General features: G+C 55.9%; 13 protein-coding genes. 8 read left to right on the forward strand and 5 right to left on the reverse strand.

Annotated features, from left to right (window positions below):
• Positions 1 to 35: 35 nt before the first annotated feature.
• Positions 36 to 3,767 carry a DNA polymerase III subunit alpha gene (locus J2Z18_RS06040; protein WP_210094375.1) on the reverse strand — a complete coding sequence of 1,244 codons (3,732 nt, stop codon included), beginning with the start codon at positions 3,765 to 3,767 and terminating at the stop codon, positions 36 to 38.
• A 186-nt stretch (positions 3,768 to 3,953) separates the two neighbouring features.
• Between J2Z18_RS06040 and J2Z18_RS06045 the strand changes: the two genes are divergently transcribed.
• The 3 genes from J2Z18_RS06045 (at position 3,954) to J2Z18_RS06055 (ending at position 5,182) form a co-directional block, all read left to right on the forward strand.
• Positions 3,954 to 4,280, forward strand: a complete 327-nt coding sequence (locus tag J2Z18_RS06045; RefSeq protein WP_007127397.1) for a YtrH family sporulation protein — start codon at positions 3,954 to 3,956, stop codon at positions 4,278 to 4,280.
• A 3-nt stretch (positions 4,281 to 4,283) separates the two neighbouring features.
• The gene (locus J2Z18_RS06050) at positions 4,284 to 4,787 is read left to right on the forward strand and encodes a sporulation membrane protein YtrI (RefSeq protein ID WP_028403866.1); all 504 of its coding nucleotides are present in this window, start codon (positions 4,284 to 4,286) and stop codon (positions 4,785 to 4,787) included.
• An 83-nt stretch (positions 4,788 to 4,870) separates the two neighbouring features.
• Positions 4,871 to 5,182 carry a YtpI family protein gene (locus J2Z18_RS06055; RefSeq protein WP_210094376.1) on the forward strand — a complete coding sequence of 104 codons (312 nt, stop codon included), beginning with the start codon at positions 4,871 to 4,873 and terminating at the stop codon, positions 5,180 to 5,182.
• 226 nt (positions 5,183 to 5,408) lie between these two features.
• On the opposite strand, the gene J2Z18_RS06060 is transcribed toward J2Z18_RS06055, so the two are convergent.
• On the reverse strand, positions 5,409 to 6,743 hold the full coding sequence (locus J2Z18_RS06060) for a DRTGG domain-containing protein (protein WP_007127394.1): 1,335 nt from the start codon (positions 6,741 to 6,743) through the stop codon (positions 5,409 to 5,411).
• A gap of 125 nt (positions 6,744 to 6,868) precedes the next feature.
• On the opposite strand from J2Z18_RS06060, the gene J2Z18_RS06065 reads away from it, so the two are divergent.
• Positions 6,869 to 7,087 carry a hypothetical protein gene (locus tag J2Z18_RS06065; RefSeq protein ID WP_210094377.1) on the forward strand — a complete coding sequence of 73 codons (219 nt, stop codon included), beginning with the start codon at positions 6,869 to 6,871 and terminating at the stop codon, positions 7,085 to 7,087.
• 98 nt (positions 7,088 to 7,185) lie between these two features.
• On the opposite strand, the gene J2Z18_RS06070 is transcribed toward J2Z18_RS06065, so the two are convergent.
• The 3 genes from J2Z18_RS06070 to J2Z18_RS06080 form a co-directional block, all read right to left on the reverse strand.
• Positions 7,186 to 7,473 carry a hypothetical protein gene (locus tag J2Z18_RS06070; protein WP_007127393.1) on the reverse strand — a complete coding sequence of 96 codons (288 nt, stop codon included), beginning with the start codon at positions 7,471 to 7,473 and terminating at the stop codon, positions 7,186 to 7,188.
• A 116-nt stretch (positions 7,474 to 7,589) separates the two neighbouring features.
• Complete coding sequence (locus tag J2Z18_RS06075; RefSeq protein ID WP_007127392.1) at positions 7,590 to 7,937, reverse strand: YlbF/YmcA family competence regulator; 348 nt, start codon at positions 7,935 to 7,937, stop codon at positions 7,590 to 7,592.
• Between the two features lie 71 nt (positions 7,938 to 8,008).
• Positions 8,009 to 9,175 (reverse strand): DUF445 domain-containing protein, encoded by a 1,167-nt coding sequence (locus J2Z18_RS06080; RefSeq protein ID WP_210094378.1) that lies wholly within the window; start codon positions 9,173 to 9,175, stop codon positions 8,009 to 8,011.
• Positions 9,176 to 9,313: 138 nt separating this feature from the next.
• On the opposite strand from J2Z18_RS06080, the gene J2Z18_RS06085 reads away from it, so the two are divergent.
• The 4 genes from J2Z18_RS06085 to J2Z18_RS06100 are packed head-to-tail and all read left to right on the forward strand — an operon-like array spanning position 9,314 to position 14,336.
• A complete protein-coding gene (locus J2Z18_RS06085) occupies positions 9,314 to 10,702 on the forward strand; it encodes a YheC/YheD family endospore coat-associated protein (RefSeq protein WP_034272224.1) in 1,389 nt (462 codons plus the stop codon).
• Between the two features lie 12 nt (positions 10,703 to 10,714).
• Positions 10,715 to 11,860 (forward strand): YheC/YheD family endospore coat-associated protein, encoded by a 1,146-nt coding sequence (locus J2Z18_RS06090; protein WP_210094379.1) that lies wholly within the window; start codon positions 10,715 to 10,717, stop codon positions 11,858 to 11,860.
• Entirely contained in the window at positions 11,857 to 13,230 is a 1,374-nt protein-coding gene (locus tag J2Z18_RS06095; protein WP_210094380.1) for a YheC/YheD family endospore coat-associated protein, read from the forward strand. The genes J2Z18_RS06090 and J2Z18_RS06095 overlap by 4 nt, the downstream gene beginning before the upstream one ends.
• The gene (locus J2Z18_RS06100) at positions 13,227 to 14,336 is read left to right on the forward strand and encodes a YheC/YheD family endospore coat-associated protein (RefSeq protein WP_007127387.1); all 1,110 of its coding nucleotides are present in this window, start codon (positions 13,227 to 13,229) and stop codon (positions 14,334 to 14,336) included. Before J2Z18_RS06095 ends, J2Z18_RS06100 begins: the two co-directional genes overlap by 4 nt.
• Positions 14,337 to 14,352: the final 16 nt, after the last annotated feature.

Here is a 14,352-nt window from a genome sequence, read left to right on the forward strand (position 1 = left end):
CGGGAGGGATATGAAACGTTCTTATTTTTTCAGGCTTACCGAACCTTTACGGTATCTTCGCCCAGCATGCTTATCATTTGGGCATTCAGCTCATCGGAGAGGTTAATCCGATACGCGTCGCTCAGGGCGAGCACCTTCTGGCTCCGCTCGTAGAACAGTACGGTCGGCATGTCCCCCGGATGCCGCTGCAACAGCTCTTTCAGCTTCACCAGCAGCTCCGGCTTCTCGGCCTCCCGGCTGATCTTGATAAAGACCCGCTGCTCGGGTCTTGACGGGCTCAGCCGGTCCGGGCGGGCGGCTCGCTTCGCGGCCTCGCGGGGCTTCGCCGTCGCCGGCGATGCGCCCGCATCCGGCTGCGGAGCGAGCCCTGCAGCGGAAGCGCCTGGCCGGCGGCTCGGCGCTTCCGGGGCCGGCGGCTCGGCGGCAGCCTCTCGCCGGGGCATGCCGCCGCCGGAGGTCTGCTGCGGACGGCTTCGTCCGCCGCCTGCCGCGCGGACCTTGCTGCGCTGCACCAGCTGCCGCAGCGTCCCGGCTTCAAGCGGCGCCACCTCTTCGGCAAGCAGCTTGAAGCCCTCATCCTGCAGCTGCACCTTGGCGCGAATGGCCAGCAGGGCCCCCTTCTCGATCAGGTGCGCGCTTCGCTTCCACACTTCCGGAAACAGCACCACTTCGCAGCGCTCGATCTGATCCTCGCACTCCATGAAGGCCATTGCCTTCCCTTGCTTCGTCGTGATGGTCTTCAGGGAGACCACCATGCCGGCTACTGCTGCCATCGATTCATCCTGCGCTTCGTGCAGCTCCATCAGCCGGTCCGCCCCGGTCTCCTCCAGAATCTCGTCGAATCCGTCGAGCGGATGCCCGGACAGATACATCCCGAGCAGCTCCCGCTCGAATTCAAGCTGCTGGCCTTGAGAATAGGGCGCAATATCGGGATATTCGATATCCCAGTTCGGCGTCTCAACGAAGTCGAACAGCTGAATCTGCAGGTCATCGCGTTCCTTGCGCCACTTGACGGCCGCTTCCACGGTTTCGTCAAGCATCGCGACGAGCTGGGAGCGGTGGCCCGGCAGGGAATCGAACGCCCCGGCTTGAATGAGCGATTCGATCACGCGTTTATTGCATACGCGAAGATCGACGCGGCGGCAGAAGTCCAGCAGGCTCTCGAACGGCTTCTCTTTGCGGATGGCCGCAATGTTCTCGACCGCTTGGGTGCCGACGTTCTTAATCGCGGCCAGCCCGAAGCGGATACTCCCTGCGGATGGCTCCGCCGATTCCGGCCCGCGCTCCGCGCCTGCCGATCCTGCGGGCACCGGCACCGGCGTGAAATAGGTCCCGCTCTCATTGACATCCGGCGGCAGCACCTCGATGCCCATCCGCCGCGCTTCGAGCACGTATTCGGCTACCTTTCGGTGGCTGCCCATGACGGCCGTCAGCATCGAAGCCATGAATTGAACCGGGTAGTGCGCCTTCAGATAGGCCGTCTGAAAAGCGAGCACGCCGTACGCCGCCGCATGCGCCCGAGGGAAGCCGTAATCCGCGAAGCGCACGATCATATCGTACACGCGGTTAGCGTCGTCCTCGCCGTATCCCATCTTGAGGCTGCCTGCAACGAAATGGCTCCGCTCCCGGTCCAGCACCTCGCGTTTCTTCTTCGATACGGCCCGGCGGAGCAAATCCGCCTCCCCGAGCGTAAAGCCCGCCATGCTTGAGGCAATCTGCATGATCTGCTCCTGGTACACGATGATCCCGTACGTATCGCCGAGGATCGGGATCAGATCCGGATGCGGATACTCCACCTCGATCCGGCCGTGCTTGGCCTGAATGTATTTCGGAATAAACTCCATCGGACCCGGACGGTACAGTGCGTTTACGGACACGATATCCTCGAAGGCCGAAGGCTTCAGTTCCTTCAGGACCCGGCGCATGCCGGCGGACTCCAGCTGGAACACGCCCGTTGTCTCGCCTTTGCCGAGCATTTCGTACGTAAGCGGATCGTCGTCCGGCACCTGCGTCAGGTCCAGGGCCTCCTCCCGATGCTCCTGGATCCACTTCAGCGTCCGTTCAATAATGGAGAGGGTGCGCAGGCCAAGAAAATCCATCTTGAGCAGTCCGACGCTTTCCAGATGCTCCATGGAATACTGCGTCAGCGCGGTCCGCTCGCTGCCCTCCTGAAGCGGAACGGCATCGGTAAGCGGATCGCGGGAAATGACGACGCCCGCCGCATGCGTAGAGGCATGGCGGGGCATTCCCTCGACCTTCATCGCCATGTCGAGCAGCTCGCGCACCTTCGGTCTTGTCTCGTATTGCTCCTTCAGCTGCGGACTTTGCTCCATCGCCTTGGCAATGCTGATGCCCAGATGGTTCGGGATCAGCTTGGCCGCTTTATCCACGTCGCCGAACGGCACGTTGAGCGCGCGTCCCACATCGCGTACAGCTGCACGCGCTGCCATCGTACCGAACGTAATGATCTGGGCGACATGCTCCCGGCCGTATTTGTTCACCACATAATCGATAACTTCATCCCGCCGCTCGTCGCTGAAGTCGATATCGATATCCGGCATCGTGACCCGCTCGGGATTCAGAAACCGTTCAAACAACAATTTATACTTCATCGGATCGACGTTCGTGATCCGGAGCGTATAAGCGACAAGGCTGCCCGCGGAGGAGCCCCTGCCCGGTCCGACCGCGATGCCTTGGCGATGCGCATACGCGATGAAGTCCCACACGATCAGAAAATAATCGCTGAAGCCCATTCTTTCGATCACGTCCAGCTCATAGCTCAGACGCTGCTCCAGCTGCTCCTTAAGCTCGGGGGACTGCCAGCGTTCGGTATTCTCGTATCGGTCCCGGAGCCCGTTCTCGCACAGCTGCCTTAAATATTCCGCGGAGCTTGTCCCTTCCGGAAGGGAACGGTACTCCGGCAAAATGGATTTTCCGAATTCCAGCTCAAGGCTGCATTGATCCGCAATTCGGGCCGTGTTGGCGATCGCTTCAGGCACATGCGGGAACAGCCGCTCCATCTCCCGGCCGTCCTTCAAATACAGCTGGCTTGTCGGGATCCGCAGCCGGTCCTCATCCTCCACCGTCTTGCCTGTGCCGATGCAGATCAGCACATCCTGCACCTCGGCATCTTCCTGCGTCAGATAGTGAACATCGTTCGTAGCCGCAAGCGGAATGCCCGTTTCGCGGCTAAGCGCGATCAGCTGCGGATTGACCCGCTTCTGCTCCGGCAGCCCGTGGTCTTGAAGCTCCAGATAGAAATCGTCTCCGAAGATAGCCTGGTAGCGAAGCGCGGCCGCCCTGGCCTCCGCTTCCCGCCCATGCAGCAAATGCTGCGGCACTTCCCCGCCTAGACAAGCGCTCAGACAGATAATGCCTTCATGATGGGCTGCCAGCGCCTCCATATCGATCCGCGGTCTGTAATGATAGCCTTCCAGATGGCCGATGGAGCACAGCTTCATCAGATTGCGGTAACCGATATCGTTCTTGGCCAGAAGAATCAGGTGATAGATCGGCTGATCCTTCCGGCTTCCCCGCTCTTTGCGGGAGCCTGCCGTGATATATGCCTCACAGCCGATGATCGGCTTGATGCCATGGGCCAGACAAGCTTTGTAGAACGGAATCGCGCCGTACATGACGCCATGATCCGTCAGCGCCAGCGACTTCATTCCAAGCTCCGCAGCTTCCCGCACCAGGTCGCCGATACGTGCCGCTCCATCGAGCAAACTGTATTCACTATGCACGTGCAAATGCACGAAAGAGCTCATCGTAACGCCTTCCTTTCGCCGGTTCATTTATATCAATCGAACAAACAGATCATGTTCATTAAAAAGTCCTTATATCATTTTATCATAATCCCACAAGGCCCGCCCATATAATGAAACTAGAGCGCCTGCGGACAGGCAGTCGCAAGTGGCGGCAGCACCGCCACGAGAAGAAAGGGGATAAAGAGTATGGGCGTGTTTTTATCCAAGGCGATTCTTGACTTTTTCATAGCCTTCGGCATCGTGCTGGGAGGAGCCATGGTAGGAGGCATAGGTGCCGTCCTGTCCCTTCAGCCCCCGACCCATACGATGATGGAGATCGCCGACCGAATCAAAATATGGGCGTTGGCCGCGGCAATCGGGGGCACCATCGATCCGATGCGGGTTATTGAGAGCAACATGCTCGGAGGCAATCTTTCGCCTGCGATCAAGCAGATTCTATATCTATGCTTTGCATTTCTCGGAGCACATATGGGCAGCGAGCTGGTCAAATGGGTGTGCTCGAACAAGGGGTAGCCTATGCGAGTGCCTCCTCCCCACCGATTCCGCCCTTTCTATCAAGCCGCTTCCATCTTCGTGCTGGGGATGATCGTCGGCAGCATCGTCTACAACTCCCTGTATCATGCAGCCTACAATAAGCTGTGGGAGACGAATCTAGCCCAGCAGCTTCAGATCACCCAATATGAGGATGATATCGCGACGTTAAAAAAGTACAACAAGCAGACCACCGTCATTCGGGAAATTAAAATCCGAAGCGAGGAGAATGTCAGCGCGCCGCTCGATCCACTGATTTCGAAAGAGATCGTCAAGCTGATGTCGGAAGATCTCGCGGTTCTTCGCGGACGCAGCGTCTTCGATATCGACACGGATAGCAAGCTTACCCGCTCCCTGCTCAATGACAAGATTTATACCGTCAGAGAGAAGGATTACAAGGTTCAGATCCGAACCATGCTCGTTGTGGATGGCGTGCTTCAGATCTGGTTCACCGTCACCCCCGTGGATGCAAAGTCGACCGGATCATGATACAATATCGTTGCCAAGATTGAATCGGATCGACATGCTGCGTTCCAAGCGGACATGTTGTGAACCAAAAAAGGAGCTTTTCCATGATAACCGTTATCCGTTATGCCCTGTTCATCATCCTGGTGCTGTCCGTCATCGCCGCCGCGCTGTACAGCATTCGGGCCCGGCGCGTTGCCGATCCGGCCGACCGCGGCTTCCATATGGCCATGATGAATCTGTACATGGGCATTATGCTCATCTCGCTGTCGCTCGTCTGCATGTTCCTGTTCAGGGGATCGACCCCGGCCGTCATCGTCGAAGCGGCGTTTTTGGTGCTCGGCGCCTTTAACCTTTTTGCCGGAATCCGAAGCCGGTCCTATTACAGCAGATTGAGGAAAGCACGCGCCGAAGGCTGATGGCCGTGTAGCCTAGTATATCCCACCGCAAGCCAGGCAGCTTCTACACATGCTTGACCTGCTTGTACATCAATAAGGGCATCCCGAAGGTTGATTTAACCTGCGAGATGCCCTTTTGCTGCTTCCACTCTCCCGAATGTTTCCGTACGCCGCCGGTTCATTAGCCTTTCCTGCCAGCGATCGTATAGCTTTCTTATCCGTGCTTTCCTATACGCGATCCTTTTTCCTATCCGTGATCAATCGCTTGCATCGTCATGACCGCCTTGGCGATCGTACTGGACTGGTGCTGGATTTCAACCTCCATCTTGCACGTTTTGCGGCTGATCTCCAGCAGCTTCGGCATAATTAGAATCGGATCCTCGATCTGGACCGGCCGGAGGAAATACGTGGACAGATGATCCAGGACGTAATCCCAGCCGCTGATATCTTTAGCAGCCTTGACGGCAGCTTGACTCATCACCGTCGTCAGCACTCCTTGCGAAATCGTACCCAGATCCGTCGCCATCTGGGGCGTAATGAAACCGTGGAAGAACAGATGTCCTTCCTCATCCCGGTCCTCCGCAATGCCGTTCCAGATCAGCTGATCGAACGTCTCGCCGAGCTGAGGCTGGTTTCGCGCATCACGGAGCGCGCCGAGCACCTCCTTGCGGGTGACCGTGGCAATTAGCTTGCGGTTTTTGTCCACGATCGGCAGAAAATCGATGCCTTCCCACATCATGATCTGGGCGGCCGATGCAAGCGACGTTTTCATGCCGGCTGTCACCGGATTTCGCGTCATCGCCTTCTCGATCGGCTGCGTGTCCGCCATGCCTTCAACGTCCCGAACCCCGACAATGCCGATCACCCGGTTCCACTCATCCGTGACCGGATAGCGGTTCTGGCCCGTTTCCTGCGTGATCCGTTTAAACTCCTTCACGGTCACTGAGTTTTTCAGCTGATGGTTTCTCGGCTTTTCCAAAGCGATGTCTTCAACCAGCATGATTTTTTTCTTGATTAACCGGTCGAAAATAGCGCGATTGATCATCGAGGCTACGGTAAAGGTATCATGCCGGGAGGAAATGATCGGCAGGTCCAGCTGATCCGCCAGCTGCTTGACCTCACGGCTCGTTCCGAACCCGCCGGTAATCAGCACCCCTGCCCCCTGTTCCAGTGCAAGGGAGTGGGCGTCCTCCCGGTTGCCGACAATCATCAGGCTTCCGGCATCGATATATCGGATCATCGCCTCCACCTTCATGGCGCCGATCACGTATTTGTGCAGGCTTTTGTTCAGGCCCTGTGCGCCGCCGAGGACGTGGCCTTCCACAATTTCCACCACATCGGCGAAGGTCAGCTGCTCGGAAATGTTCCGGGGCTTGCGCTCGACGCGAACGGTGCCGATTCTCTCCTTCGTGACAACGATCCCAAGGCTCTCCGCCTCTTTCACCGCCCGATAGGCGGTCCCTTCGCTAACGCCCATCTCTTTGGCCAGCCGGCGAACGGAAATTTTACTTCCGATCTTCAGGCTTTCAATATGTTGAACCAGCTGCTCATGCTTGGTAATCGTATCATCACGTGCGTTCAACTGTTATACCCCCTAGTCCCTATCTGTACCATACTGTATCTATTATATCACGGGTGCAGCCTAAACATAACTAGGTGTATAACATAATCGCAAGGCTTTACCATGCGATTTCCGGGAGGTTTGTCATGCTGCCGGGAACTATGCCCTCCATTTTTTCGCGGGATTCCGAACCGGAACGGCTGCTTGCCTTTGCAGCAGTCAACGTTGCAAGACGACAGCCTCGGTTGCGTGTGTGGCGTTTTGACATGATCGCATGTGCTCAGGATACATATCGTCGCGGCAAACGCTTCGCAACGCACAAAAAAACTCCCCTGCCGGAGCAAAGCATGCCAAATGCATCGTAACACCGTACAGGGGAGTTCTTTTCATTTTTTTGTTCAACGGTCGTCGATTGCAGTCCTCAAAGCCCGCAAGTTCCCGCCAGGCTGACCGCTTCTGCGGCTTAATTGGCTTCCTGGCCCTTTTGCTCCTCCGGCCATTTCAGCTCCCACTGCCGCATCTTCTCCTTGCGGATCTCGTCAAGCGCCTTCTGCTTCGCTTCATCAACGCCGATCAGGTAATACAGATGCGAGGCGATGACAAGCAGGGCGAACCCGGCCCAAACCGCGCCGAACAGAGATACCCATGAGAACCCTCCGGAGAACGAAATGCTGGGAAGGGCGTATACAAGCATGCCGAGTGCTATCAGCAGATACGCCGTGTGCTTGAATTTGTTTCTCTTCTTTTTCATGGACGTTTCGCAGCTCCTCTACTCTTGAAATCTATATTCCTACTCTATGAGGAGAAGCTGCGATTTATGAGACAAGTTTTCAGTTTTTTTCGAGGATTCGCAAAAAACGGATCGGCTCAGGCTTGATTCGGGGCGTACAAATGCGCCAGGCTGTCCGAAATGATCTTGTTTACATCCTCGATGATGATGCTCAGGCGCCGCTCCGCATCGAAGAGGCGGCGGATGTTCAGATTCAAGCTCAGCACCTCGAACGACTTCTCCATCTTCTCCATTTCGTCCTGCGACGGCATATCGCCGGACATCATGCGCTGCTGCATCTCCATTTGCCGCTGGCGGAAATCATCCAGCATCCGCTTGCTGTCAGGGTCTGCCTCCACCAGCTTCATCGCTGCCGTAATCTCCTGGACCTCCTGGCTTTCCTTCATCGCTTTTGCCAAATCATGCGCTTTATCATAAATATTCATGTTCGATTCCCTCCAAATATATGGCGGTCTATTCACCGCCTAAAGATTCGCATTGCTTACTTGCCGATTCCTTACCTCCAGAGCATCGTCAGCAGCGATTGAAACAACCCGATGAATCCGCCAAGGAGGACCCCCAGCCAAGTAATCGCCCGGAATTCCCGCCCGGATACGCTGAGAATGACCTGCTCCAGCCGTTCGACGGGAAATTTCTGCACCTGCTCTTGAACGAGCTGCGGAAGATTCACCGCCTTCATCGCTACCGGAATACTGCGCTCGAGGAACCGGAGCCCTTTATCCAATAAGCCCGGCAGCACTGCTTCAATTGCCGGCATTCGCGGGCCGATGATCGTAGCCAGGCGCAGCTGCCCCAGCCGCTCGAGCCATTCGGACCATGGCAGGCTCTCATCCAGTCTGCGGCTGATCAAGGCTAAGCCGGGTTCACCCGCAGCCTGTTCGATCAGCTCGCCAAGCGGCATTTCTCCGTATTCCGCCAGCTTCCTTGCGATCATGTCCGCTACCGCCTCGCGGACCTTCTCGCTCTCCAGCTGTTGAATGAGCATGGGCGTCAGCTTCTGCACCATCTTCTCCTCATCTACGAAGATCGCTGCCATGGTACCGAGAAAACCGCCGGCTTTATCCATTAAGGATGAAGCCATTTTAGTCAGCATGCGCTGGCCTTCGGCTGACATCAGCGTACTCCCAAGCTCCTTCAGCACGATATCGGCCGCCTTTTCGCCCCAGCCTTCCAATGTTTCCTTCGACCAGCCGGGAATCAGCGTCTTCAGCGGCTTCTCATGCAGCCTATACTCCTGCCAGACCGCAGCCGCTCCCTTGGCCGTCAGTCTGCGAGCGGCCTGCTCCGCCCGAAGCTTGAGCTCCTCCCATTCCTCCGCGCTCCATACCTTCAGCGCCAATTCGTGAATGCTGTCCTCCGAGCCGTTCCATTCCTGAAGCTTACGGCTGATTGCCTCCTCAACCTTGCCGCGGAATGCCGGCTTGCGGATAAATTCCTGCAGGCCTTCGCTGGTCACGAGATAATCCGAGACCACATATCCTAGCGATTCGGCGATTTCATCCTTCCGCTTCGGAATCAGTCCCGGGGTGAAGGGCAGGCGGCGGCCCAGAAAGGTGACCTCTTTGCGCGGGTGAAACAGCATTTTGATCGCAAAGTGGTTCGTGATGCCGCCGACGAATGCAGCGACCCCCACGTTCACCAAAATAAACAGCCAGTTCGGCATTTCCTACACTCCTTTTTCACGAGCAGTACAATCACCAAGGGATATATGTCCTCATATGATGCATTACATGCAAATGATCAGATGAAGTCTTCGTCTGTTCACCTAGACATCCAGTTGTTTGTCGGAAGGAGATCCAAGATGTCCAAATCGAAATCCATGTCCCGCACCAGAACCACGATATCGCTGATCCATTCAGCCGGGCTGCCGGAGAACGATATCAAGCTGGGGGACCGGCTTATTAGACAGCTCCGAATTCCAACAGATGCACCGATACAGCTTGCTTTCGGCTCCTTCAAGCAGGAAATACGCGTCAGTCCGGGAGGAAAATCCAAGTCGCTTCGCCTGAACCCTACGTTATTCAACAAATCCGGACTTCTTCCAAGCTCCTTCATGAGTGTCAAGTACTTCCCCGCGGAAAGAATACTGAGGCTCGGTCCGCTTATCGGCGTCATGGTCAGCCGCTATCAGCCAGATGACCCCGCCAAACCGTTCGGATCGATCTCTTCCTTCTGCCTGGAAATGGTAAACGCCTGCAAAAAGCTGGGCGCTTATGTGTACTTTTTCACCCCTGACATGATCGGTACCAACCCTTCCACGCTCGAAGCCGTTTCCTATCATGATGGTTGGAAAAAGGTAACCGTTCCGGCTCCTGACGTCATCAATAACCGGCTGTCTACCCGCAAACTGGAGAACAGTCCTAGCGTACAGCATTTTATGAGAGAAGTAAAATCGCGATTCGGGACACATATCTTCAATGAAAAGTTCCTGGATAAATCCGATGTCTTCGAGGCGCTTGCACCTGACCCGAAGCTGCAAAAATATTTACCTGAATCCTATTTGCTCGGCGGCTACTCGATGCTCAAAAAAATGTGCAACGCTTATCAGACTGTCTTCCTCAAACCGGTTCGGGGAAGCCTTGGCAAAGGAATTATTCGGATTACCCGCTTAGGGAACGGCACCTATCAGACGATGACCACCTCCCTTGAAGGGATCAGTAAACACTCCTACTCCTCGCTTTCCAAGCTGTTCCGCAGCTTATCCGGCAAAATTAAAAAAACGCGTTACCAGATCCAGCAGGGGCTGGATCTGATCCGAATCAATCGCCGCAATGTCGATTTCCGGGCACTTGTCCACAAAGACAAAAGCGGAAAATGGGCGGTTACTTCCGTCGTCGCGCGCATTGCGGGCGGCAATCATTTTGTCTCCAACCTTGCCCGGGGCGGCACATTATCCCCCGTTAAGGATGCGCTGGCGATGAGCGGCATCCCGCAATCACTGAAGCAGACCGCGCCCGCCAGAATGAACAGGGCGGCTCTTGACATCGCCAACGGATTAGAGGCGGCGCTCCCGTACCACTTCGGAGAGCTGGGCATCGATCTGGCGATCGATACGAAAGGGCAGATTTGGCTGCTGGAGGTCAATTCCAAGCCCTCCAAAAGCGAGAACGCTCCGCTGAGCGCCACCTCCAAGGTAAGGCCCTCGGCCGTCCGCCTTGTTCAATACTGTCAATACTTGACGGGCTTTTAAAAGGAGAAACCTATGTCTTCTAGCATAAACGGCACCATCGGTGTCATGGTATGCCGCAGACCGGGCTCGCCTCCCTTTGCCGAGAAGCATTATTTAAGGGAACTCAGCTTGGCAGCGGAGAAGCTCGGAATGAAGGTATTTGTTTTTTGTCCGGATGAGGACGCCGGCCTTCCGCTTGCTCAGGCCGCCGGCAACCGGGCAGTCAGCATCAAGGGCTACCGCTTCCATCCGGACGACGGCTGGATCAGCGGAAGCTTCCCGCTGCCTGACGTCATTTATGACCGTTGCCTGCACGGCAGCGGCCAAGAATCGGCAGCCGCCGGCGAATGGATCAGCCGATTGTTGCAGCAGGGGTCCAAACTATGGTCACGCGGATTGCCGGGCAAGGCGAAGGTGCATCAGCTGCTCAAGCGCTCCCCATTGCTGAGGCCTCATTTGCCGGCAACGATCCGTTATACCGGGGCCGATTCGCTAAGCAGAGCTCTGCTTGCGCTGAACGGCAGCATCTTTATGAAGCCCAGTGGAGGCTCCCATGGGCGCCATTCATTATATATATCCTTGAAAGAGAACCATACCGCCTTGCTGCAAGGAAGAGACCGAAGCAATACGATATTCCGGCAGACCATTCCGGCACAGGAGCTGAACACCTGGGTGAGAAGCTTTACCGGAAGGCGCAGGTTTATCATTCAACCCTACCTGCAGCTTCATAACCAAGACGGGAACCCCTTTGACGTCCGGTCACTCGTTCAAAAAAATGACCGGGGCATCTGGTCCATAACGGGCATTGCGGTTCGCCAAGGCGCCGAGCAAGGAATGACCTCCAACCTACATGGAGGCGGCACAGCCTATCCGGCCCTTCCTTATCTAATATCCGAATTCGGTGAAGAGAAGGCGCGGGCGATTATGGACACCATCTGGAATTTGTCCGCCCGGATTCCCCCTCTTCTTGAGGAAGGCTTCGGCCGGCTTGGAGAGCTCGGGATCGATTTCGGGGTGGATACCCGGGGAAAGGTGTGGATCCTTGAGGCAAATTCCAAGCCGGGCCGGCGCGCATTCGTGCTGACAGGGGATTCCAAGGCCGCCCGGCGGTCCGTCGAACATCCGATTCAATATGCCCGTTATTTATTGCTTCGACAACTTAGGAGGGTAAATACATGAGTTTGAATTTCGGTAATATTCATTTCTCGCAGCAGCCCGAAAAAGTCGTCTTTTTGTCCGGTTCCTTAATGAAAAGTTTGGGGCTCTCGAGCAGGAAAACGATCAGGCTCCGCATCGGCACCGACTCGGTGAACGCGGTGGTGAAGCCGATTGACCGATCGGGAAAGCATATCTATGTGAGTGCCGGCACGCGGAACAGTCTCCATGTACCGAGGTCCGGGCCGGTCTATATCCATTCACCGCGCGACGGAGAAGTCGAGCTCGGCCCGGTGGTCGGCGTGCTGTCCGACGGCCCTCACAATCCTTCCAATCCCTTCGGTGCCCGCACCTCGTATATCCGCCAGCTTCTGCGGGAGGGCAACAAGAAGGTGTTCGTATATGCCTTCACCCCGCGGGACATCAATTGGCAGCGAAATACCGTGCAGGGCTATATGCTGGGCACGGGCGGCGGCTTTGTCCGTAAAACGGTGCCGCTGCCGGATGTTGTTTATAACCGGCTTCCAAGCCGAAAAACCGACTTTTCGCCCTTTACCAATCAATTAAGAGACCGGTTCCTCAAACGGAATATCAAATTCTTCAATTGGTGCTTCTTTAATAAATCCGATATCTATTCAAAGCTGGACGGCGACGTGCAGGCCGGCAAATATTTGCCGGAAACCTATAACAATCCGAGCCCGGAGCGGATCAAGGATATGATGGAGCGCCATCATTTCGTTTACTACAAGCCGTCCGCCGGCAGCCTGGGCCTTGGCATTTACCGCTTAACCTATCTCCCGAAAAAGGGATATTACGCCAGATACCACGGCAACGGCGGCAATACGCTGCTAAAGTTTCCGAGCTTCGGCAGCCTGATGCGGATGCTTCAATCCAAGCACGGGTCCAAGCTGAAGAGCTACGTGATCCAGCAGGGAATCCGGCTGATCGAAATCGACGGCTGCCCGATCGATTTCCGGTTCCATATGCATAAAAACGGCAGAAACCGCTGGACCCCTGTCGGGATTGGAGCCAAGAAAGCGGGAAGAGGCAGCGTGACGACGCATATCAAAAACGGCGGCTCCCTGCTGACCCCGGAGCAAGCGCTCTCCCGAGCCTTCGGTTCAAAAGCGAATGAAGTGCTTGAACGGGCCAAAGAAGCATCGATTGCCATGTCGGAGGCTATTGAAAACCACCACGCTCATCTGCTGGGTGAAATCGGATTTGATATCGGGATTGATGACAGCGGGAAAATATGGATGTTTGAGGCGAATTCCAAGCCGGGCAGATCGATCTTCAATCATCCTGCGCTCAAGGGAGAAGGCAGAGCGTCGGTTGATCATGTGATGGAGTACAGTATGCATCTGGCCGGATTTCACAGGGGGAATGACTCGTGACCAGTCGACTTGAAGGAGATGGGAAACCGGTCGTAGCGATACTGACCATGCATGATCCGCAGAACCTGTTCAGGGGCAACCGTCAGAACTTTCAAGAAATCATCAAGACCGGCAGAGATATGGGCTTTCTGGTCTATGTCGTGACCGTGCGTGATCTCAAGCTTCAGTCCCCGACAGTTAAAGGCTATATGTTCAACAGCGCCGATCAATCCTGGGAGCAGAAGCTATGTCCTCTGCCCCAGGTCATTTATAATCGGATTCCCAACCGCGACGACGAAGCTCTTCCATGGGTACGGCGAAAAATCAAGGAGATCCAGCAGCATCCGCGAATCGACCTCTACAATCCGTACTTCTTCAATAAGTGGCGGCTGTTCTCATGGCTGAACAAATCGCGCCTGACCAAGCAATGGACGCCGCTCACCAAACGTCTCAAAGGATTCCCCACGCTGCATGAGATGATCCGGAGAAAGCCCTATCTGTATCTGAAGCCGGAGGACGGCAAGGCCGGGCAAGGCATCATGAGCGTACGATTCCAGAAAAACCGCCCGCTCCCTTACCGCATCCAGATTCAAAACCACAAGAACAGCACGACCTACAAGGCAGCCTCCATCGAGCGGCTGTGGAACCGGATCTATCAAGAAACGAAGGGAAGCTCGTATCTGATCCAGCAGGGCATCGAGCTTGCACAGGTGCACGGCCGGGCATTCGATCTGCGCATACTCGTCCAGAAGACGGAGTCCGGCAATTGGGCTGTAACCGGAATCGGCGCCCGCATGGCCGGCGCCAAGAGCATTACCACCCATGTTCCGCGCGGAGGAACGATTGAGGACCCCGAGAAGCTGCTGCCGATCGTATTCGGCCAGGAGCAGGCCGAAACGATCCTGGGCGAAGTCCGTAAAGCCGCCCTGCATATCGCTAGGCAAATCGAAAAATGCTCCGGCTATGCACATGGCGAAATGTCTATGGACCTGGGCATCGACAGCGACGGCATCCTCTGGTTCTTCGAAGCCAACTCAAGACCGATGAAGTTTGATGAGCCTGCCATTCGCAAAAAATCGCTGGAGCGAATATTCCAGTACTCCAGCTATCTAATCAATCAACGATAGGTCCGGTTCGCCGGAC

The organism is Paenibacillus lactis (genome assembly GCF_017873605.1).
Lineage (GTDB): Bacteria > Bacillota > Bacilli > Paenibacillales > Paenibacillaceae > Paenibacillus_AQ > Paenibacillus_AQ lactis.

Excerpts from the sequence above, each read along its gene's own strand:
- J2Z18_RS06085 (WP_034272224.1), top strand. The coding sequence starts at position 9,314 with ATGTCCAAATCGAAATCCATGTCCCGCACCAGAACCACGATATCGCTG.
- J2Z18_RS06065 (WP_210094377.1), top strand. The coding sequence starts at position 6,869 with ATGCTGCCGGGAACTATGCCCTCCATTTTTTCGCGGGATTCCGAACCG.
- J2Z18_RS06095 (WP_210094380.1), top strand. The coding sequence starts at position 11,857 with ATGAGTTTGAATTTCGGTAATATTCATTTCTCGCAGCAGCCCGAAAAA.
- J2Z18_RS06080 (WP_210094378.1), bottom strand. The coding sequence starts at position 9,175 with ATGCCGAACTGGCTGTTTATTTTGGTGAACGTGGGGGTCGCTGCATTC.
- J2Z18_RS06050 (WP_028403866.1), top strand. The coding sequence starts at position 4,284 with ATGCGAGTGCCTCCTCCCCACCGATTCCGCCCTTTCTATCAAGCCGCT.
- J2Z18_RS06045 (WP_007127397.1), top strand. The coding sequence starts at position 3,954 with ATGGGCGTGTTTTTATCCAAGGCGATTCTTGACTTTTTCATAGCCTTC.
- J2Z18_RS06075 (WP_007127392.1), bottom strand. The coding sequence starts at position 7,937 with ATGAATATTTATGATAAAGCGCATGATTTGGCAAAAGCGATGAAGGAA.
- J2Z18_RS06040 (WP_210094375.1), bottom strand. The coding sequence starts at position 3,767 with ATGAGCTCTTTCGTGCATTTGCACGTGCATAGTGAATACAGTTTGCTC.
- J2Z18_RS06055 (WP_210094376.1), top strand. The coding sequence starts at position 4,871 with ATGATAACCGTTATCCGTTATGCCCTGTTCATCATCCTGGTGCTGTCC.
- J2Z18_RS06070 (WP_007127393.1), bottom strand. The coding sequence starts at position 7,473 with ATGAAAAAGAAGAGAAACAAATTCAAGCACACGGCGTATCTGCTGATA.
- J2Z18_RS06090 (WP_210094379.1), top strand. The coding sequence starts at position 10,715 with ATGTCTTCTAGCATAAACGGCACCATCGGTGTCATGGTATGCCGCAGA.